Genomic DNA, 20,662 nt, shown 5'->3' with positions numbered 1-20,662 from the left:
CGGATGCTGCACCTCAGCGCCGCGGCCTCACCCACGCGGCATCCCCCATGACCGCGAAACCGCATCGGGGCGCCGAGACTGCGGGTAATACCCACTGTCTCGGCGCCCCGATGCAGTCTCACCGGAAAAGAGGGCGGGCTACTTCTTCTTGCTCGCGCGGCGGTCGGCGCGGTTCTGCGGAGCGGGTGCGGGGGCGGCTGCGGCATCCGTGCGCTGGCCGAAGGCACCGCGAGGGCCCTGGGGCTGGGTGGGTGCGGGCTGCGCGGGCCCGGCCGCGGCTGCCGCCTGGCGCAGCTTGTCGGTCGCCGCGCGCTGCACCTGTCCGCGCTCGTTGCGCACCTCGACCTCGCCGGCGTCATTGGCCGCCGAGTACTGCAGGCGCTGCGCGTCGACGGATGCTGCACCCAGGCCCTTCGCCTCGACCTGCGTGACCTCCGCGCCCTCTCCGTCGCCCTGGGAGCGCACCTCGACCTCGAGGTTGTAGAGGTAGCCGACCGACTCCTCCTTGATCTGTCCCATCATCGACTGGAACATCTCGAAGCCCTCGCGCTGGTACTCGATGAGCGGGTCGCGCTGGGCCATGGCGCGCAGGCCGATGCCGTCCTTGAGATAGTCCATCTCGTAGAGGTGGTCGCGCCAGCGGCGGTCGAGCACCTGCAGCACGACGCGCCGCTCGAGCTCGCGCATCGCCGGTGCGCCGAGGGACTCCTCGCGCTTCTGGTAGGCGATCGTCGCGTCCGAGAGGATCTCCCGCTTGAGGCCCTCTGCCGTGATGCCGCCCTTGCGGCCGGCACCCTCGGCGACGACCTCGTCGATCGTCACGCTGACGGGGTACAGCGTCTTGAGCTCGGTCCACAGCGAGTCGAAGTCCCAGCTCTCGTTGTGTCCCGAGCCGGTGTGCTCCTTGATGACCTCGTCGATCGCGTCCTCGATGAAGTGCGTGATGCGGTCGGCGATGTCATCGCCGTGCAGCATGTGACGGCGGTCGGTGTAGATCGCCTCGCGCTGGCGGTTCAGCACGTCGTCGTACTTGAGCACGTTCTTGCGGATCTCGGCGTTGCGCGATTCGACCTGGCTCTGCGCGCTCTTGATCGCGCGGCTGACCATGCTGGATTCGATCGCGACGTCGTCGGGGAAGTTCGTGCGCGAGAGGATCGCTTCGGCCGCCCCCGACTGGAACAGCCGCATCAGGTCGTCGGTGAGCGAGAGGTAGAAGCGGCTCTCGCCGGGGTCGCCCTGACGGCCCGAGCGACCGCGCAGCTGGTTGTCGATACGGCGCGACTCGTGCCGCTCCGTGCCCAGGACGTAGAGCCCGCCCGCCTCGGCGACCTTCGCCGCCTCGACGGCGACGACGTCGCGGGTCGCCTCGTACACGGCGTCCCACTCGGCTTCGTACTCTTCGGGCGTCTCGACGGGGTCGAGGCCCTTCGCCTTCATCTCCTGCACCGCGAGGAACTCCGCGTTGCCGCCGAGCATGATGTCCGTTCCACGACCGGCCATGTTCGTCGCGACCGTCACGGCGCCCAGGCGCCCCGCCCGCGCGACGATCTCGGCCTCACGCGCGTGGTTCTTGGCGTTGAGCACTTCGTGCTTGACGCCCTTCTTCGCCAGCAGCCGCGAGAGGTATTCGCTCTTCTCGACGCTGACCGTGCCGACCAGCACCGGCTGGCCCTTCGCGTGCCGTTCGGCGATGTCGTCGACGACCTGGGCGAACTTGGCCTGCTCGTTCTTGTAGACGAGGTCGGGCTGGTCCTTGCGGATCATGGGCTTGTTCGTCGGGATGGGCACGACGCCGAGCTTGTAGGTCGACATGAACTCGGCCGCCTCGGTCTCGGCGGTACCGGTCATGCCGGCGAGCTTGTCGTACAGGCGGAAGTAGTTCTGCAGCGTGACGGTCGCGAGAGTCTGGTTCTCGGCCTTGACCGGCACGTTCTCCTTCGCCTCGATCGCCTGATGGATGCCCTCGTTGTAGCGTCGTCCGGCGAGGATGCGGCCCGTGTGCTCGTCGACGATCATGACCTCGTCGTTGATGACGACGTAGTCGCTGTCGCGCTTGAACAGGGCCAGCGCCTTGATCGAGTTGTTCAGGAACGAGATGAGCGGGGTGTTCGCCGACTCGTACAGGTTGTCGATGCCGAGGTAGTCCTCGACCTTCTCGATGCCGGGCTCGAGCACGCCGATCGTGCGCTTCTTCTCGTCGACCTCGTAGTCGACGCCGGCCTCGAGGGTCTTGGCGATCTTCGCGAACTCGAGGAACCAGCGGTTGGCCTCGCCCGAGGACGGGCCCGAGATGATGAGCGGAGTACGGGCCTCGTCGATGAGGATCGAGTCGACCTCGTCGACGATCGCGAAGAAGTGACCGCGCTGCACGAGGTCTTCTTTGCGCCAGGCCATGTTGTCGCGCAGGTAGTCGAAGCCGAATTCGTTGTTGGTGCCGTAGGTGATGTCGGCGTTGTACTGCTCACGGCGCACTTCGGGCGTCTGGCCGGCGACGATCGTGCCCGTCGTCATGCCGAGGGCGCGGTAGATGCGACCCATGAGCTCGGCCTGATACGACGCGAGGTAGTCGTTGACCGTGATGACGTGCACGCCCTTGCCGGCGATCGCGTTCAGGTAGACGGGGAAGGCACCGGTGAGCGTCTTGCCCTCACCGGTCTTCATCTCGGCGATGTTGCCCAGGTGCAGGCCCGCGCCACCCATGATCTGCACGTCGTACGCGCGCTGACCGAGCGTGCGCTTGGCCGCCTCACGGACGGCGGCGAACGCTTCGGGCATGAGCTGGTCGAGGGTCTCGCCCGCTTCGTGCCGCGCGCGCAGCTCGGCGGTCTCGCTGCGCAGCTCCTCGTCGGTGAGGTGCTCGTAGTCCTCTTCGAGGGCGTTGACGCCCTTCACGACCTGCTGAAGTCGGCGAAGGATGCGTCCCTCGCCGGCGCGGAGCAGTTTCTCGAGAGGGTTGGCCACGGGGCATCTCCATCTGTCGGGTCGGGCACCGGTCGGCGCCAGTGCCGGGCGGGCGCGCAGTGCGCCCGGGCATACCTCCCCATGTTACTGGGCTGTGATCTTTGCGTGCGCTGTGTGCGTGTCATCGCCGCGCGGCATCCCGGATATGTATTCTCAGAAACTAGATACAGGGTATGCATCGCACCCCGGGCGTCCGCGCCGGAAAGGTTCTCATGATCGTCTGGCGCCGCTGGGTCTTCCCGATCCTCATGGTCATCGTGTTCTCGGCGATCGCCGCCGCCCTCGTCAAGCTCGCGTTCTTCCCCGACCGCACCGAAGCGGCCGTCGAGCCGACGGCGCAGATCGCCGACTCGATCGTCGTGGCCGAACGCGGTTCCGTCGTCAACGAGCTGAGCCTGTCGGGCACGGTGGCACGGGATGCCGCGTTCTCGATCCGCTCCGAGATCGACGGCACCGTGGCCACGGTCCATGTCGCGGCCGGCCAGGCGGTCACGGCGGGGCAGGTGCTCTTCACCATCAAGCAGGCCTCCCCCGAGCGGCTGATCGACGTCGTCGCCCCCGAAGCCGGCGACCTCACGGTGCTCGACATCGTGAAGGGCCAGACGGCCTCGGTCGGCGGCGAGCTCGCGCAGCTCACACCGGCGCGTTACCACGTGCTCAGCACGGTGCAGCCCGTGCAGCTGTACCGGCTGATCGACGCTCCCCGCGAGGCATCCGTCACGATCCAGGGCGGCCCCGAGCCGTTCACGTGCACGGGCTTGGCGGTGCAGGTCGCCGAGGACGGCGCGACGAGCGTGCGGTGCGCCATCCCGGCCGACCAGGTCGTGTTCGCGGGGCTGCAGGCGACGCTCGACATCACCGTCGGCACGGTCGAAGACGCCCTGCTCGTGCCGACGACGGCCGTCAAGGGCGGATCGGGAACGGGTGTCGTGTGGGTGGATGCCGGCGACGGCGGCACACCCGAAGAACGGTCCGTGACGCTCGGGGTGAGTGACGGCACGGTCGTCGAGGTCACGGAAGGGCTCGAGGCGGGCGAGCAGATCCGCCAGTTCGTGCCCGGTCTGACCGCTGACGACGAGCCCGTCTGCTACGACGACGGCATGGGCGGCCAGTACTGCGAAGAGCAGGGGTGGAGTTGGTGACGCTCGTCCGTCTGGAGGGCGTCACCAAGAGCGTCCTGCTGCCCGACGACTCGCGCCTCGAGATCCTGCGCGGAATCGACCTCGATGTCTCCGCGGGCGACCACGTGTCGATCGTCGGACGCAGCGGCTCGGGCAAGTCGACGCTGCTGAACATCCTCGGGATGCTGGACAGCCCGACCGACGGCATGGTGTCCTTCCGCGAGCGGCCGGTCGGCCGGATGCGCAAGGGCGCCCTCGATCGTCTGCGCGGGCGCAACGTCGGCTTCGTCTTCCAGCAGTTCAACCTGCTCGCGGGGCGCTCGGCGCTCGAGAACGTCGAGATGCCGCTCAGCTACGCCTCCGGCCGTGCGTTCTGGACGCGCCGGCGCGTTGCGACCGACATGCTCGAACGCGTCGGATTGGGCCACCGCATCGACTCGACCCCCGAGCAGCTGTCCGGCGGCGAGCAGCAGCGCGTCGCGATCGCGCGGGCGCTCGTGCGGCGCCCCTCGCTCATCCTCGCCGACGAGCCCACGGGTGCGCTCGACGTCGAGACCGGCGGCGCCGTCATGACGCTGCTCGACCAGATCGCCTCCGAAGCGGATGCCGCGCTCGTGACGATCACGCACGACGTGCACGTCGCGGCGCGGGCGCGACGGCATTACCGGCTCGAAGAGGGCGTGCTCACGCCCGTGCGTCTCGATCGCGCCTTCCGCGAGACGGCGCTGGGGGCGGTCACGACGGCCGAAGCGGTCGGCGACGCCGGAGTCCGCTCGTGAGCGGCGTCATCGGCGCGCTCGCGGACGCCTGGTCCGAGCTGCGGCACCACAAGCTGCGGGTGCTGCTGAGCCTCATCGGGATCGCCGTGTCGGTCGGTGCGATCACCGCCGTCGTCGCGTTCGGCGAGTACCAGCGGCAGTTCGCCGCCGAGCAGTCCGACCGCTCGGGCGGCCGCGTCGCGACGATCAACGTCTCGGCGAACACCTCGGACGGCTCGCCCATGGACTGGGCGGCGTTCGGCGACCGCGTCGAGCGCGTCTCGGAGCGCTTCGACTTCTCGCACGCGTCCCGCATCGTCGACGGGCTCATGCTCGACGTGCAGACCCCCGACCAGGTGCGCGCCGTCATGGCGCGCCTGGTCGATCCGGCCCATCCCGTCATCCACCGCACTCCCCTCCTCGAGGGACGGTGGTTCCGCGACGCCGACGCCGAACTGCTGGCGCCGCCGGTCGTCATGACCGAGGCCCTGTGGGAGAGCTTCGGCCGCCCCGACCTCGGCAGCGGATTCACGCTCGACGTGCAGGGCGAGGCGGGTGGCAGCTACGCTGTGATCGGTGTGACGCCGCGCCAGTACGCCGGCGACGAAGAGAAGTCGGTCACGCTCCTCTACGACGCGTACGCCGCGCGCGTCGACGCGCTGCCGCCCGACGTCTACGCGCAGTGGGAGTTCTGGGTCGGCGAGGACATCGTCGCCGATCTCGGCCCCGTGCTCGCGATGGATCTTCGCGCGGGGCTCGAGAACACCGACGTGTCGGTGTCGCGCAGCGACTGGGGGTCGCGCCCCGACATGGCCGCATCCACCGTCGTGTTCGAGCTCGTGACGGGATCGATCGCGGCGCTCGTGCTGCTGCTGGGAGGACTCGGCCTGGTCAACATCCAGCTCGTCGCGATGCGGCAGCGGATCCGCGAGATCGGCGTGCGGCGCAGCTTCGGCGCGACGGCGGGGCGCATCTTCACGTCGGTCATGCTCGAGAGCGTCGTCGCGACCGCCGTCGCAGGCGTCGTCGGGATCGCGATCGCGATCGTGGTTCTGCGGGCCCAGTTCGTGCTCGACATGTTCCCCGGCATGCAGGACATCCCGCCCTTCCCGCTGCGCGCCGCGCTCACGGGTCTCATCGCCGCCGTCGCGATCGGTGCGCTGGCCGGCTTCATCCCCGCTCTGGTCGCCGTGCGCGCGAAGGTCATCGACGCGCTGCGGTTCTGACGCAAGGAGTCATCATGTCCGTCCGGCAGAGTCTGCTCGCGATCCTCGATCAGGGGCCGTGCTACGGCTACCAGCTGCGCGCCGAGTTCGACCGGCGCACGGGGTCGACCTGGCCGCTCAACGTCGGTCAGATCTACAACACGCTCGACCGACTCGAGCGCGACGGCCTCGTCGTGAAGGACGACGTCGACGAACACGGGCACGTCTACTGGCAGATCACGGATGCCGGCACGGCGGCCGTGCGCGATTGGCTCGACTCGCCCGTGGAGCGCGGTCAGGGCACGCGCGACGAGCTCGCGATCAAGCTGGCGGTCGCCGCGACCCTGCCGGGCGTCGATGTCGCCGGGATCATCCAGGCGCAGCGGCGCTCATCCCTCGCGCGGCTGCAGTCGCTCAACCGCGCGAGGTACGCCGGCGCGAATCCCGAGGGGCCCGAAGAGCTCGCCTGGGCGCTCGTCGTGGACTCGATGATCTTCGCGGCCGAGGCCGAGGTGCGCTGGCTCGATCACGTCGAGCAGCGACTGGCGCAGCATCCGGAACACGCCCTCGAGCTGTCGCTGTCCACCGAGCGCCCCAAGCGCGGGCGACCGGCGGCGGAGTGAGCACGTCGGAGTCGGGCAGACGGCGCACCGCGATCACGTGAGCCGCGTCAGCCCTTCCACGGATCGAGCACCCGCACACCGAGCGGCGCGAAGTCTTTGGTGTTGCGCGTGACGACCGTGAGATTGTGATGCAGCGCCGTCGCGGCGATGAAGGAATCGGCGAGCGGCCTGGGATCGGGAACGTGCAGCGACGCCGCGATGATGGCCACGTCGGCGTCGACCGGGAGCACGCGCGCGACGTATTCGACCGTCCATCCGGAACTGACGCGTCGCGCAGAGTGCCCGGGTACCCTGAACTGTGTCCACAGATCAAGACCCGATCGATGTCGAGGCTCCTGCCGAGCCCGCGCCGATGACGTTCGCCGACCTCGGGCTCGGTGACGCGGCGCTGAAGGCCCTGCGCGACGTCGGATACGAGACACCGTCGGCGATTCAGGCGGCCACGATCCCGACGCTGCTCGACGGGCGTGACGTCGTCGGACTCGCGCAGACCGGCACGGGCAAGACGGCCGCCTTCGCGCTGCCGATCATCGACCGGCTCGACATCGAGCAGAAGACTCCGCAGGCGCTCGTGCTCGCTCCGACGCGCGAACTGGCACTGCAGGTGTGCGAGGCGTTCGAGAAGTACGCGTCGCACCTGAAGGGCGTGCATGTCCTGCCGGTGTACGGCGGGCAGGGGTACGGCGTGCAGCTGTCGGCCCTGCGCCGCGGCGTGCACATCGTCGTGGGCACCCCCGGTCGCATCATGGATCACCTCGACAAGGGCACGCTCGACCTGTCGGAGCTGCGCTTCCTCGTGCTCGACGAAGCCGACGAGATGCTCAAGATGGGCTTCGCCGAAGACGTCGAGACGATCCTCGCCGAGACCCCCGACACGAAGCAGGTCGCCCTGTTCTCGGCGACGATGCCCGCCGCGATCCGCCGCATCTCGAAGCAGTACCTGAACGATCCCGAAGAGATCACGGTCAAGTCCAAGACGACCACCTCGTCCAAGACGACGCAGCGCTATCTGATCGTCTCGTTCGCGCAGAAGATGGACGCCCTCACGCGCATCCTCGAGGTCGAGAACTTCGACGGCATGATCGTGTTCGGCCGCACCAAGAGCGTCACCGAGGAGATCGCCGAGAAGCTGCGCGCGCGCGGATACTCCGCCGCCGCGATCAACGGCGACGTCGCGCAGGTGCAGCGCGAGCGCACGGTCAACCAGTTGAAGTCGGGCAAGCTCGACATCCTCGTCGCGACCGACGTCGCCGCCCGCGGCCTCGACGTCGAGCGGATCTCGCACGTCGTGAACTTCGACATCCCCACCGACACCGAGTCCTACGTGCACCGCATCGGCCGCACGGGGCGGGCCGGACGCTCCGGCGACGCGATCAGCTTCGTCACGCCGCGCGAGCGCGGGCTGGTCCGGGCGATCGAGCGCGCAACCCGCCAGGAGCTCACCGAGATGCAGCTGCCGAGCGTCGACGAGGTCAACGTCACGCGGCTCTCGCGGTTCGACGACCGGATCACCGCCGCCCTCGGCGAGACCGCCCGCGTCGAGCGGTTCCGCGACATCGTCGCCCACTACGTGCGCCACCACGACGTGCCCGAGGTCGATGTGGCCGCAGCCCTCGCCGTCGTCGCGCAGGGCGAGGTTCCGCTGCTGCTCGAGGCCGAGCCCGAACGTCCCGCCCGCAGCAGGGACGACCGCGAACGCGGCGACCGGCCCGAGCGCGGTGACCGCGGCCCACGCCGGTCGCGCGAGGGCATGGCGACGTACCGCATCGCCGTCGGCAAGCGCCACCGCGTCGAGCCGCGGCAGATCGTCGGTGCACTCGCCAACGAGGGCGGCCTGCGCCGCGACGACTTCGGCGCGATCCAGATCCGACCGGACTTCTCGCTCGTCGAGCTGCCGGCCGACCTGCCGCGCGACACACTCTCACGCCTGGCCGACACCCGCATCTCGGGCAAGCTGATCGAGCTGCGCCCCGACACCGGCGGCCCCTCGCGGCGCCGGGACGACCGCGACGACCGCGCGCGTCGGGACGACCGTCGGGGCTCGTACCGCGACGACCGCGGGCACCGCGACGCCGCGCCCGACGACCGTCCCGCCCGCAAGCCCCGCCACAAGGCCGCCGACGACGCCTGACCCGCACCCCGGCGCCGGACCCGCACCCCGGCGCCTGACCCGCACCCCGGCGCACTCGACCCGAGCGGATGCCGCGACCCCGCGGCATCCCTCACCGCGAGACTGCAACGGCGCGCCGAGACCGTGGGGTTCACCCGCTGTCTCGGCGCGCCGTTGCAGTCTCGCGGTCTTCGGGGCTCGCGGTCGGGGGTTCGCGGTGGGCGGACGCACCGGGCCGCCCCCGCGCAGCCGACGTTCGGCCACCGCCCGTAGGATCGGAGGCATGGCTGGATTCTGGGGCAAACGCAAGCGCGAGCAGGAAGAACTGCAGACCCACGACGCAGATCTCGCCCGTAAGGCGCGCACCGCCCTCGTCGCCGCCGACGAGCGGATCCGCGTCACGAGCGACGAGCTCGCGTTCGCCGAAGCCGAGCTCGGACCCGACTCGACGAAGGAGCTGCGCGAGGCGCTCACCGCCGTGAAAGAGCACCTCGGCGAGGCCTTCCACCTGCACCAGCTCAACCACGACGAGATCCCGGACACCCCCGAAGAGCTGCGCACGCGCAACGCGCGCATCGTCCAGCTGTGCGGGTGGGCCGAAGACCTGCTCGATGACCGTACCGAATCCCTCGCCGAGCGCATCGCCCGCGCACGTCGCGCTCCCGAGATCATCGCGAAGGTGCGATCGGATGCCGCACACCTGCGCGCGCGCATCCCCGCAGCCCGCGACACGGTCTCCCGGCTCGCCGCGCGCTACGCTCCCGAGGCGCTCGCGCAGGTCGAGTCCAACCCCGCCGAAGCCGACCAGCTGCTCGTCTTCGCCGAGCACAGCGCCGGCGTCGCGGAGCGTCGACGCGAAGCAGGACAGCGTGAGCAGGCGAACCTCGCCCTCGAGGCCTCGACCGAGTCGGTGCGCCGCGCGGCGACGCTGCTCGATGCCGTCGAGACGTTCGAGGTCGAGGCACTGCGCGCCGAGTCGACGCTCGCCGCGATCGTCGAGGACTCCCGCGAAGACATCGTCGTCGCGCTCAAGGAGCCCCGCTCCCCCGGCGTCTCCGCCGCGATCAACGACCTCCAGGCCGCGCTCGCGGCGCTTCCCGCCGCGGGGGTCAACACCGACCCGTTCACGCAGCTCACGCGCCTGCGCGCCGCGAACGAGGGGCTGGATGCCGCCATCGCGACGGCGCGCGAGCGCGCTGCCCGCCCCATCCCACCGCTCGAGCACGTGCGGCACAGCATCGACGACTCCGACCGGCAGCTCGCCGTCGCCCGCGACGTCATCGCCGGTCACCGCGGCTGGATCGGCGCGGACGCGCGCACGCGCCTCGCCGAGGCCGAGCGCGTGCGGGTCGATCTCGACCGCTACCTGGGCACCTCGGCATCCGTCGTCACGCAGATCGACGAAGACCACCGCGAGCAGGCGATGGCGATGGCGCGCCGGGTGGCGTTCCTCGCCGGCGAAGCCCTGCAGCTCGCCCAGCGCGACATCGACGCGGCCCGCCCGCAGCAGGACCAGTGGGGCGGGAACTGGGGCGGTGGTCGCCGCGGCGGCGACGGGGGAAACGGCGTCATGGGCGGCATCCTCGGCGGCCTCGTGATCGGCAGCCTGCTCGACGGCATGTTCGACTGACCACCTCAGGCGGTTCGGGGCGCGTTCCTGGCGCGACACCCCGAGCACGACGGCGCGTCGCGATCGAAATCCGCCCCGAACCCGCCGGGCAGCGACCCCACGACACAGCGGATGCCGCGAGCCTGAGCCCGCGGCATCCGTGCGATCAGGTCGGTGCTACGACGCGACGGCCTCGGGCGAGGCCTGCGTCGCCAGCGAGATGACGCCGTAGTCCCAGCCCTTGCGGCGGTAGACGACGCTCGGGTGGTCGGTGCGCACGTCGATGAACAGGAAGAAGTCGTGCCCGACGAGCTCCATGCGGTCGACGGCGTCTTCGACGGTCATCCACTCGGGGGCGAACTCCTTCGTGCGGATGACGACGGGCGTGTAGTCCTCGTCGTCCTCCGCCCCCGCGAGGACCGGCACTTCACCGGTCGCGACCGCGCGCAGCGCTTCGACCGACGCCGGCTGGATGTCCACGCCCTGCAGCGATCCGCTCTCTTTGTCGAGCTTCGCACCGCGGGGGTGCTTGCGCGCGTCGATGCGCTTGTCCTTCGCGCGCCGCAGCTGCTCGGTGAGCTTGTCGACCGCCATGTCCAGCGCCGCGAACTTGTCGCCGTCGACGGCCTCGGCGCGGACGATGGGTCCTTTGCCGGTCACCGTGAGCTCGACCGTCTCGTCTTCGACACGGCCGTTGTGATAAGCGCGGTGCGTGACCTTGACGTCGAGTCGCTGCGCTTTCGGAGCGAGGTTCTCGATGCGGACGGCCTTCTCGTCGACCACGCCGCGGAAGCGATCCGAAATGCTCACTCCCACGCCGGCGATGTTGGTTTCCATCCTTGACCTCCTTGTTCCGGTCCGCCCGGTCAAGGGCGGACCATCAGTCGCCTTGTCCTCCCCACGCTATCGGCGCGGACCATGCCGTGTCACGCACGGCTTTCCCCTGTCAGCGAACGCCGCGGCGTGGCGGCGATCGTGACCGCCCCGAGAACGTCGGCCCCGGCCTCGCGCAGCGCCCGCGCAGCCTCGGCGAGCGTCGCACCGGTCGTCACGACATCGTCGAGCACAACGACGCGACGGGATGCCGCACCCCGCGCGATCACACTCCCCGCGACGTTGCGGCGCCGCTCGACCTCGTCGAGACCACGCTGGTCCGCCGGCTGCCGCACGAGCCGCAGGCGCCGCTCGACGCGCAGCCCCGCCCGCCGGGCGACGAGCTCGGCGACGTGATAGCCGCGGCGGCGGAACGACGCCCGCGAGGTCGGCACCGGCACGACGACGGCGGCCGCTCCGAAACCCCCGTCGATCGCCGCCCGCAGTGCGGGCGCCAGGGGCCGGGCGAGACCCGTGCGCCCCTCCTCCTTGAGCGCGCGCAGCACGCGCGCCGCGACACCGTCGAACGGCAGGCCGCTGCAGACATCGAGACCGGCGACGGTCCGGTGCTCGACGGCGGGCGCCAGCAGCCCGACGCACTGCTCGCACAGCGCGACATCGGGCACGCCGCATCCCGCGCAGTCGACGGGCAGCACGAAGGTGAGGGCATCGGCGAGCGCGCGCCGGACGGGCGATGACGGGTCCACGGCGCCGAGCATCGCAGCATCCGTTCGCACCGGCTGCCGCGCGGCCGCGTCCGGTGCACAGTCCGGCCCCGCCCGCGACTGGGGAGGGACCGTCTATTCGGGCGTGCCCTGCTGTGTCGCGAGCACGAGCACGCCCGCGCCGCTCTCCTGCCAGTTCGGACCCCGTCGCGTGTAGAGGAAGCCGTCGGCTCCGCGCAGTCGCGTCGAGGCGAGCGTGCTGCCGGTCGCGATCGAGACGGCTTCGGAGGGAGCCGTGACCGATGTGCCGGGCCCGCCGACGGGCTGTGTGAGCACGCTCGCCGTCTCGCCGCCACCCGCGAGCGCTCCGAGTGTCGTCTCGTCGAGCCACGCCAGCGCGCGCCCGTCGTCGCCGGCGATTCCGAGCACAATGGGCGCGCCGAGACCCGTCGGCACGCCGGCGTCGCCGCGCAGCACGCCCGAGACCCACACGGCGGTGCGGCCGCCGGCGGTCACGAGCCCCGCGATGCGTGCGCCGTCGCGCGACATCGCCATCGCCGAGATCTCGGTCGTCTCGGGCCAGGCTTCGGTGACGTCGACGACGGTGCCGTCGGGCAGCTGGGCGCGCACGGCGTGCGGGGTGTCGCGCGGGACGCTCCAGATGATCCCGAACGGGTCGACCGACGGCTCGACGAGCCGGGGCCGGTCATCGACGAGACTCGCCTCGCCCCCCGCGGGGACGCGCCATACCGAGCCGTCGGTGCGCTGCACGGCGGCGAGGTCGCGGTCGCCGGTGACCTGCACGGCGGTCGCGTCGACGTCGGCGATGGTGCCGGACAGGCCCGGGATCGGCAGCAGCTCGTCTCCCGACAGGAATCCGAAACCCGCCTCGGTCTTGACCAGGGCGGGCCCCGACACCGCCGTACGGCGCACCGGCACCGGCTCGGCGCTGAGCACCGTCGTGCCGACGACCATCTCGACCTGCGTGATGTTGGCCGTTCGGAGGCTCTCCTTGAGCTGCGTCTGCATGCGGTCGCGCGTCTCCTGATCGAGCGCGAGCGCGTCTTCGGTGAGGCCGACCGTCGCCACACCGCCGGCCGCGACCGTGACCGACGGCACGGCCGACACGCCCTCGGGGAAGGCTGATCTGACGGATGCCGCGAGCCACTCGCTCTTCGGACGGTTCACCAGCGCCGCCACGATCCTCGAGGCGACGCGCGAGCGGGGGAACCAGCGCACGTCGGGCACGAGGTAGTTCCACGTCGTGTCGAAGTAGGCGAGCGAGTAGTCGTTGAAGATCGAGGTGAACAGCGATCGGTCGAGCACGATGCCGTCGGGCGCTTCGGCGATGCGCCACTCGCCGTCGTCCTGCTGTGCGAGTTCGAACGTCAGTGTCGTCGGGCCCTCTTCGACGCGCTCGTACGATCCCTTCTCGTCGACGCGCGCGACCTGCGACACGAGCACCGAGACGGTGTCGTCGTCGAGCAGGCGCGTCTCGCGTGAGCCGAGCACGTCGATCGTGACGCCGGCGTTCGGATCCCACTCGCCGCGGAACTGCGGCGCGAGGAACTCCTGCGCGCGCGCCCAGTCGTCGGCGACCCCTGAGCCGGCGCGCAGGAAGCCGTCGACGATCTGCTCGGGCGTCGCCCCGGCCTGCGGCCGATCGGGGATGAGCGAGATGTCGGGCGGATCCACATCGCCGCCGCCCGCGAGACCCTCGTTGACGCCGCCGCCCGTGGGCAGACCGGTGCACGCCGACAGCGCGAGGGCGAGCACGGCCACCATCGCGACTGCCCACCGCCGGCGCGTCATCGTCTGCCCCCTGCCCCGGCGGCATCCGTTCCCGTCGTGTCGCGCAGCACCTCGATCGGCTGCGTGAGACCGAGGTCTTCCAGCGCCGCACCGACATCGTCGACGGGCTCGACGGGAAGGGGCGACGGTGCGGTGAGGCGTCCCTTGCGCCGGGGCAGCGTGAGCACGAAGTTCGTGCCGTTGCCGAGCTCCGACCAGACGGCGAGCTCTCCGCCGTGCAGTCGCGCGTCACCGAGGGCGATCGACAGCCCGAGCCCCGTGCCGCCGATCGTGCGCTTTCGCGACGGGTCGGCGCGCCAGAAGCGGTCGAACACGTGCTCGACCGATTCGGGGCTCATCCCCAGACCGTAGTCGCGCACGCCGAGAGCGACCGCGCCCCCGTCGCTGTCGACCGTGATGACGATGGGCCGCCCCTCGCCGTGCTCGATCGCGTTGCCCAGCAGGTTCCGCACGATACGGCGGATGCGGCGGGGATCCATGTCGACGAGCGTGTAGCCGCCGGGTGCCACGAGGCGCACATCGCTGCCGTGCTGCTCGGCCAGCTGCTCCATCGAGCCGATGACATCCTCGGCCAGGTGCGCGAGGCTCGTCGGCTCGAGCTCGAGCTGCACCGACCCGGCGTCGTAGCGGCTGATCTCGAGCAGGTCGGTCAGCAGCAGCTCGAAGCGCTGCACCTGCGCGTTGAGCAGCTCCGCCGCACGCGCCGTGGCGGGATCGAACTCGTCACGATGGTCGTTGATCATGTCGGCGGCCAGCCGGATCGTCGTGAGCGGCGTGCGCAGCTCGTGCGACACATCCGAGACGAACCGCTGCTGCACCAACGACAGGTCGGCGAGCTCCTTGATCTGCGACTCGATGCTGTCGGCCATCGCGTTGAACGAACGCCCGAGCGTCGCGAGCTCGTCTTCTCCGCGCACGGGCAGGCGCACATCGAGGCGTCCGGCGGCGAGCTTGGCGCTCGTCTCGGCCGCCTCGCCGATGGGTGTCGTGACCGAGCGCAGCACGAACCACGCGATGCCGCTGATGAGCAGCACGAGGGCGATGCCGACGCCCCACAGCGTGGCCTGCACGAACCCGAGCGTCTGCGCCGAGGCGCCGAGATCGTAGGCGAGATAGACGGCGTAGGGTCCGATGTCGGCGACGGGGATCGAGACCTGCTGCGCGACGACGATGCCGGGAACGACGGATCCGCCGATCTGCGGCAGCGCGACCGACTGCCACCACTGCTGACCGGAGTCCGCCTCGACGCGCTGGGCGAGCTCGGGAGTGATCGCCTGCTCGAACGAGGTTCCGACGGCGAGGTCCTGGGGCGCGATCTGCGAAGGCGCCGTGTCGATGCGGACGATGCGGATGCCGTCGCTCGCGGCCTGCGCCATGAGGTCCGTGCCGGTCGTGGAGAGCAGGTTCTGCAGCTGCGCCGCATCGCCGAGCACGGCGGAGTCGAGCGTCTCCTGTGCGGCCGTCGTCGCCCGGAGCGCGTCGGTGAGGATCTGATCCCGGCGCGAGTCGAACAGGTCGCGCTGAACCGAGATCGCCATCCACACGCAGGCCACGATGACGGCCAGCGCCGTCAGGGCGAGCGTCACGAGCACCGTCCGGAAGCGCAGCGACCGCCGCCACAGGCGCGCCACGTTGTCGGGCCACGCCCGCCAGCTGCGCCAATCCAGCACGGGGACGCGGACGATCCCGCCCGTGTCCACCGAGCTCATGTCCGCCTCAGGCGAGCGCGCCGGCGCGGTAGCCGACGCCGCGCACGGTCGTCACGATCTTCGGGTTGTCGGGATCCTTCTCGACCTTGGCGCGCAGACGCTGCACGTGCACGTTCACGAGGCGAGTGTCGGCCTTGTAGTGGTAGCCCCAGACCTGCTCGAGCAGCATCTCGCGTGAGAACACCTGCTGCGGCTTCGCGGCGAGCGCGACGAGCAGCTCGAACTCGAGCGGCGTGAGGGCGATGAGGTCGTCGCCGCGCCGCACTTCGTGGGCCGCGACGTCGACCGTGAGATCGCCGATGCGCAGCACCTCGCTCTCAGTCTGGGCGACGGGGCGCAGACGCGTGCGGATGCGCGCGACCAGCTCCTTCGGGTTGAACGGCTTGACGATGTAGTCGTCGGCGCCGGACTCGAGCCCCTTGACGACGTCAGCGGTATCGGTGCGGGCCGTGAGCATGATGATCGGGATGCCGGACTCGGCCCGCACACGCGTGCAGATCTCGATCCCGTCCATCCCGGGAAGCATGAGGTCGAGCAGGATGAGGTCGGGACGCTCGTCGCGCCACGTGTCGACGGCCTTCGCGCCGTCCGCGCAGAAGACGGTCTCGAAGCCCTCCGTGCGCAGCACGATCCCGATCATCTCGGCCAAGGCGGTGTCGTCGTCGACCACCAGGATGCGTGAAGTCATGACCCACTCGTCCTTTGCGTCCGCGGGGCGCCGATCCGGGAGCACCCATGCATTCCCACAGAGTAGTCGACACCGGCCGTACAGACGCCGAGCGCGTCGGCGGGGTGTGACACGATGGATCGACCCCGGCCCGCCGAGCCCTCAGGAGGATCAGCCGTGACCGCCTATCCGGCTTGGACGCCCGCATCCCGCCCGGGCATCGTGCCGCTGCATCCGCTCGGCTTCGGCACCATTCTGGGGCGATCCTTCGTCGCCCTGCGCCAGAACCCGCGCGTGCTGCTGGGCTTCGCGCTCGTCGTGCAGACCGTCGCCTTCGTCGTGATCCTCGTCGCGATCGGGCTCATCTCGTTCGCGTCCTTCTCGCGCCTGGACACGGTGCGCCCCGGCAGCGAGGAGTTCGAGGCGGTCCTCGCCGGCTCGATCGCCCTGACCGTCGTCGCGAGCTTCGTGCTCGGGCTGGCCGCGACCGCCCTGACCGTCATCGTGCAGGCGGTCGTCGTCGTCGAGGTCAGTCACGCCGTCGTCGCCGAGAAGCGCACGCTCGGTGCGCTCTGGCGTCAGGTGAAGCCCGTCGTGTGGCGCGTCATCGGGTGGTCGCTCATCATCGGAACCGCCGCGCTGCTGGCCATCGCCGTCCTCGCCGGTGTCGTCATCGCGGTCGGGTTCGTCGCGTGGCCCGTCGCGATCGTGCTGGGCATCCTGCTCGTCCTGGGTGCGATCCCGCTGTACTGGTGGCTCATGATCAAGCTGCTGCTCGTGCCGGCGGTCATCCTGATGGAGCGCGCCACGATCCGCGGTGCCGTGCGCCGCTCGTGGTCTCTCACGCGCGGGCGTTTCTGGCCCGCGCTGGGCGTCATCGTGCTCATCAGCGCCATCTTCGGTGTCGTCGGCCAGGTCGTGAGCCTGCCCTTCTCGTTCCTGTCGGCGGGGCTCGGCGTCATCATCTCTCCGACGGGTGAGAACGAGGCGACCTACGTCATCAGCATGATCGTCACGTTCCTGCTGACGTACGCCGTCGCGTTGCTCATCCAGTCGATCGCGCTCGTCGTGCAATCGACGGCGACGGCCCTCATCTACGTCGACTGCCGCATGCGGCACGAGGGTCTCGACCTCGACCTGCTCGAATACGTCGAGAAGCGAGATGCCGGTGCCACCGGTCTTCCCGACCCCTACGCCGCCCACATCGGCCGCGACATGCCGTCGCCGTACCTCACTCCCACGTACCCGGCCTACGCCGGCCAGCCGGGGTACGCGCCCCAGCCGGGCTACGCACCGCCGCCGGGGTACCCACCGCCGCCGGGGTACGCGCCCCAGCAGGGACACCCCACGCAGCAGGGGCACTCGCCGCAGCAGGGCTCCGCTCCGCAACAGGGCTACCCGGTGCCCCAGGGCCCGTCCGGCCCGCAGGGATACCCGGCACCCCCCTATCCGGCCGCGAATCAGCCGCCCTACGCGGCGCCGACGCCGCCCTACGCGACGCCGATGCCGCCCGACGCGTCGCCCGCGCAGCCGTCGCCCGCGCAGCCCTCGCACCCCGCGCAGCCCGCGGATGCCGCGGACGCGTCCCCCGCAGGTCCGGCGGCCTCCGCCCGGCCCCCCGCTCCTCCCGCAGCGCCGACGCAGTGGACGGCCCCCGGCGCCGCTCCGCCCGAGGCGGGCCGAGAGGCCCCGTGACGGTCGCCGCCACGCTGACCCGACTCGCCGACCTGCCCCTCATTCCCGACGGGGACGAGGCCCGCGAGTGGGCCGAGCGCGAGCTCGCCGATCCCGCCTACCGTGAGGCGGAGCCGACCTTCTTCGACCGCGCCGCACGCGCCGTCGCGCAGTTCATCGAACGGCTCTTCTCGACGCAGGTGAGCGGCGAGTGGGGCCTCGTGCTCGCGCTCATCGTGACGGGGATCGTCGTCCTCCTCATCGTCGTCGCCTTCCTCGTGTGGGGCATGCCGCGCTCGACCCGTCGTCTGCCTGCCGCCCGCGGCGTGCTCTTCGGCGAGACCGACGATCGTTCGGCGGCCGAACTGCGTGCGGCCGCGGCATCCCACGCATCGAAACAGGAATGGGATGCCGCGATCGTGCTGCGCTTCCGCGCTCTCGCGCGCGGCCTGCACGAGCGCGGTGTCGTCGAGACGCCGCCCGGAACGACGGTGCACGGGTTCGCGCGCGCCGCGTCCGCGGTGTTCCCCGCCTCGGCTGCGCCCCTCGAGGCGGCAGCGACGGCGTTCGACGATGTGCGGTACCTCCGCCGTCCCGGCACGCGCGACCTGTATGCCCGCGTCGCCGACGTCGACGACGCGCTCCGCGCCGCCCGCGCCCCGATCCCCGAGACCGCGGCGGCGAACGCGTGACGGCGGTCGAGGTGCGCGAGGGGACGCGACGTCGCCGCGTGGGGGCATGGGTCGTCATCGCCCTGATCATCCTCGTCGTCGGCGGCATCGGCGGCGCCATCGTCCAGCTCGGCGAGTGGACGCAGCGCGACGCGCTGGACCCCGACTCCGCGGGCATCCTCGGCACGCGTGCCGTCACCCAGCTGCTGCGCGCGCAGGGCGTCGACGTGATCGTCGCGCGTGATCGCGCCGAGGCCGCGTCGGCCCTGTCCGCTGCTGAGGCGACCCTCGTGCTCCCCGCCGCCCCCGCCCTGTCCGACGACGCCGTCGAGGAGCTCGGCGACGCCGCCACCGACCTCGTGCTGATCGAGCCGCGCTCGCGCGAGCTGCGCCTCTTCCTCGCCGGCTCCGCGACGGCGGGCTTCGCGTCGGGCGACGCCGTGGCCCCCGCGTGCGACCTCGCCGACGCCGAACGCGCCGGGCCGGTCGCGCCCGGCCGCGTCTTCTCCCCCGGCTCCGGCAGGACCGCCTGCTACCCGGCGGGCGAAGGCATGGGGCTGCTCGTCGGCACCGACGGCGATCGCCGCATCTCGGCCGTCGACGGCGAGACGCTGTTCACCAACGAGTACCTCGCCGACGCCGGCAACGCCGCGCTCGCTCTGAACCTCATGGGGCGGCATCCGCTCGTCGTCTGGTACGTGCCGAGCCTCGGCGACACGGATCTCGCCGCAACCGATCCGACGCTCGGCGAGCTCACTCCCCCGTGGGTCAGCCCCGCCATCGTCGTGCTCCTGGCCGCCGGGATCGCCGCCGCGATCTGGCGCGGACGCCGGTTCGGACCCCTCGTCGCGGAGCGGCTCCCGGTGACGGTGCGCGCGTCCGAGACGACCGAAGGACGCGGGCGGCTCTACGCCCGAGCCCGCGACGCCGGCCATGCGGCCGACCAGCTGCGCATCGGCGCGCTCGGACGGATCAGCCGGGCGCTCGCCCTCGGGCCCGCGGCATCCGCGCCCGAGATCGCCGACGCCGCCGCGTCCCGCACCGGCATGCCGCGCGGCGACGTGCGGGCGCTCCTCATCGACGACGTGCCCCGCACCGACGGCGACCTGCTGACGCTGCGCGGGCGCCTCCGCGACCTCGAAGACGCCGTGCACGCGGCCGTCCGCCCGGAAAGGAACCTGCCATGACCGACCTGAACCCCGAGCCCGCATCGCACGACGATGCGGCGCTGCGCGAGACGATGAACCGCGTGCGCCTCGAAGTCGGCAAGGCCGTCGTCGGGCAGGACGGCACCGTGACGGGCCTGCTGATCGCGCTGCTCGCGGGCGGCCACGTGCTGCTCGAGGGCGTGCCCGGCGTCGCGAAGACGCTGCTCGTGCGAGCCTTCTCGACGGCGCTCGGACTCGACACGAAGCGCATCCAGTTCACCCCCGACCTCATGCCCGGCGACGTGTCGGGCTCGCTCGTCTACGACGCGAAGGCAGGCGAGTTCGAGTTCCGCGAGGGGCCGGTCTTCACGAACGTTCTGCTCGCCGACGAGATCAACCGCACACCGCCCAAGACGCAGTCCGCTCTGCTCGAGGCGATGGAGGAGCGTCAGGTGTCGACCGACGGCGTGAGCCGGCGCCTGCCCGACCCGTTCCTCGTCGCCGCGACGCAGAACCCCGTCGAGCACGAGGGCACCTACACGCTGCCCGAGGCGCAGCTCGACCGGTTCCTGCTCAAGCTCCTGGTCGACGTGCCCGGACGCGACGCCGAACTCGACGTCCTGCGCCGCCACGCTGAAGGCTTCAATCCGCGCGACCTCGCGGCCGCGGGGGTCCGCCCTGCCGCGACGGCCGATCAGCTGCGGGCGGCGCGCGAGGCCGCGGCATCCGTCACCGTGTCCGACGACGTGCTCGGCTACGTCGTCGACCTGGCGCGGGCGACGCGCGAGAGTCCCTCCGTGCAGCTCGGGGTGAGCCCGCGCGCCTCGACGGCGCTGCTGGCCGCCGCGAAGGCATGGGCGTGGCTCGGCGGCTATCCCGCCATCACGCCCGATCACGTGCAGACGATGCTCGTGCCGACGTGGCGTCACCGCATCCGCCTGCGCCCCGACGCCGAGCTCGAAGGCGTCTCGGTCGATGCCGTGCTCGGCTCGGTGCTGCAGCAGACGCGGGTGCCGATCTGACGCGGGTCGGATCAATGCCGCGCAGCGGCGTTGA

General features: G+C 71.2%; 17 protein-coding genes. 10 read left to right on the top strand and 7 right to left on the bottom strand.

All coding sequences use genetic code 11. The features are described 5' to 3' along the window. Positions 1-138: 138 nt before the first annotated feature. Positions 139-2,961, bottom strand: a complete 2,823-nt coding sequence (gene secA / locus ACWIBS_RS11005) for a preprotein translocase subunit SecA (RefSeq protein ID WP_376129858.1) — start codon at positions 2,959-2,961, stop codon at positions 139-141. 173 nt (positions 2,962-3,134) lie between these two features. Between secA and ACWIBS_RS11000 the strand changes: the two genes are divergently transcribed. The 4 genes from ACWIBS_RS11000 to ACWIBS_RS10985 are packed head-to-tail and all read left to right on the top strand — an operon-like array spanning position 3,135 to position 6,668. Continuing rightward, positions 3,135-4,103: an efflux RND transporter periplasmic adaptor subunit gene (locus tag ACWIBS_RS11000; protein WP_376129861.1), complete on the top strand. Its 969-nt coding sequence runs from the start codon at positions 3,135-3,137 to the stop codon at positions 4,101-4,103. Continuing rightward, positions 4,100-4,861 (top strand): ABC transporter ATP-binding protein, encoded by a 762-nt coding sequence (locus ACWIBS_RS10995; protein WP_376129881.1) that lies wholly within the window; start codon positions 4,100-4,102, stop codon positions 4,859-4,861. Before ACWIBS_RS11000 ends, ACWIBS_RS10995 begins: the two co-directional genes overlap by 4 nt. Then, positions 4,858-6,066: an ABC transporter permease gene (locus ACWIBS_RS10990; protein WP_376129864.1), complete on the top strand. Its 1,209-nt coding sequence runs from the start codon at positions 4,858-4,860 to the stop codon at positions 6,064-6,066. Before ACWIBS_RS10995 ends, ACWIBS_RS10990 begins: the two co-directional genes overlap by 4 nt. A gap of 14 nt (positions 6,067-6,080) precedes the next feature. Then, positions 6,081-6,668 (top strand): PadR family transcriptional regulator, encoded by a 588-nt coding sequence (locus ACWIBS_RS10985; RefSeq protein WP_376129866.1) that lies wholly within the window; start codon positions 6,081-6,083, stop codon positions 6,666-6,668. 47 nt (positions 6,669-6,715) lie between these two features. Here the strand turns inward: ACWIBS_RS10985 and ACWIBS_RS10980 are convergent, their stop codons facing one another. Further along, a complete protein-coding gene (locus ACWIBS_RS10980) occupies positions 6,716-7,090 on the bottom strand; it encodes a PIN domain-containing protein (protein ID WP_376129869.1) in 375 nt (124 codons plus the stop codon). On the opposite strand from ACWIBS_RS10980, the gene ACWIBS_RS10975 reads away from it, so the two are divergent. Beyond that, positions 7,021-8,799, top strand: coding sequence for a DEAD/DEAH box helicase (locus ACWIBS_RS10975; RefSeq protein WP_376129872.1), 1,779 nt, complete (start codon positions 7,021-7,023; stop codon positions 8,797-8,799). The genes ACWIBS_RS10980 and ACWIBS_RS10975 overlap by 70 nt on opposite strands. A 262-nt stretch (positions 8,800-9,061) precedes the next feature. After that, positions 9,062-10,408: a hypothetical protein gene (locus ACWIBS_RS10970; protein ID WP_376126816.1), complete on the top strand. Its 1,347-nt coding sequence runs from the start codon at positions 9,062-9,064 to the stop codon at positions 10,406-10,408. Between the two features lie 156 nt (positions 10,409-10,564). On the opposite strand, the gene hpf is transcribed toward ACWIBS_RS10970, so the two are convergent. The 5 genes from hpf to mtrA form a co-directional block, all read right to left on the bottom strand. Continuing rightward, positions 10,565-11,224 (bottom strand): ribosome hibernation-promoting factor, HPF/YfiA family, encoded by a 660-nt coding sequence (gene hpf / locus ACWIBS_RS10965; RefSeq protein WP_376126813.1) that lies wholly within the window; start codon positions 11,222-11,224, stop codon positions 10,565-10,567. Between the two features lie 89 nt (positions 11,225-11,313). Then, positions 11,314-11,979, bottom strand: coding sequence for a ComF family protein (locus ACWIBS_RS10960; RefSeq protein WP_376126810.1), 666 nt, complete (start codon positions 11,977-11,979; stop codon positions 11,314-11,316). 81 nt (positions 11,980-12,060) lie between these two features. Further along, positions 12,061-13,737 (bottom strand): LpqB family beta-propeller domain-containing protein, encoded by a 1,677-nt coding sequence (locus ACWIBS_RS10955; RefSeq protein WP_376126807.1) that lies wholly within the window; start codon positions 13,735-13,737, stop codon positions 12,061-12,063. Further along, positions 13,734-15,446, bottom strand: coding sequence for an MtrAB system histidine kinase MtrB (gene mtrB / locus ACWIBS_RS10950; protein ID WP_376126804.1), 1,713 nt, complete (start codon positions 15,444-15,446; stop codon positions 13,734-13,736). Before mtrB ends, ACWIBS_RS10955 begins: the two co-directional genes overlap by 4 nt. Before the next feature lie 7 nt (positions 15,447-15,453). Then, on the bottom strand, positions 15,454-16,134 hold the full coding sequence (gene mtrA, locus ACWIBS_RS10945; protein ID WP_376126802.1) for an MtrAB system response regulator MtrA: 681 nt from the start codon (positions 16,132-16,134) through the stop codon (positions 15,454-15,456). 156 nt (positions 16,135-16,290) lie between these two features. On the opposite strand from mtrA, the gene ACWIBS_RS10940 reads away from it, so the two are divergent. From ACWIBS_RS10940 to ACWIBS_RS10925, 4 genes are read left to right on the top strand one after another with little or no spacing between them, the layout of a single operon-like run. Beyond that, entirely contained in the window at positions 16,291-17,808 is a 1,518-nt protein-coding gene (locus ACWIBS_RS10940) for a glycerophosphoryl diester phosphodiesterase membrane domain-containing protein (RefSeq protein ID WP_376126799.1), read from the top strand. Continuing rightward, positions 17,805-18,479 (top strand): DUF4129 domain-containing protein, encoded by a 675-nt coding sequence (locus tag ACWIBS_RS10935; protein ID WP_376126796.1) that lies wholly within the window; start codon positions 17,805-17,807, stop codon positions 18,477-18,479. Before ACWIBS_RS10940 ends, ACWIBS_RS10935 begins: the two co-directional genes overlap by 4 nt. Then, entirely contained in the window at positions 18,476-19,645 is a 1,170-nt protein-coding gene (locus ACWIBS_RS10930) for a DUF4350 domain-containing protein (protein ID WP_376126793.1), read from the top strand. Before ACWIBS_RS10935 ends, ACWIBS_RS10930 begins: the two co-directional genes overlap by 4 nt. Continuing rightward, positions 19,642-20,628, top strand: coding sequence for an AAA family ATPase (locus ACWIBS_RS10925; RefSeq protein ID WP_376126791.1), 987 nt, complete (start codon positions 19,642-19,644; stop codon positions 20,626-20,628). The genes ACWIBS_RS10930 and ACWIBS_RS10925 overlap by 4 nt, the downstream gene beginning before the upstream one ends. Positions 20,629-20,662 lie beyond the last annotated feature (34 nt).

Source organism: Microbacterium sp. NPDC055442, assembly GCF_053644215.1.
The sequence above is the reverse complement of the archived record's forward strand: the minus strand, read 5'-3'. Positions and strand labels throughout refer to the sequence as shown.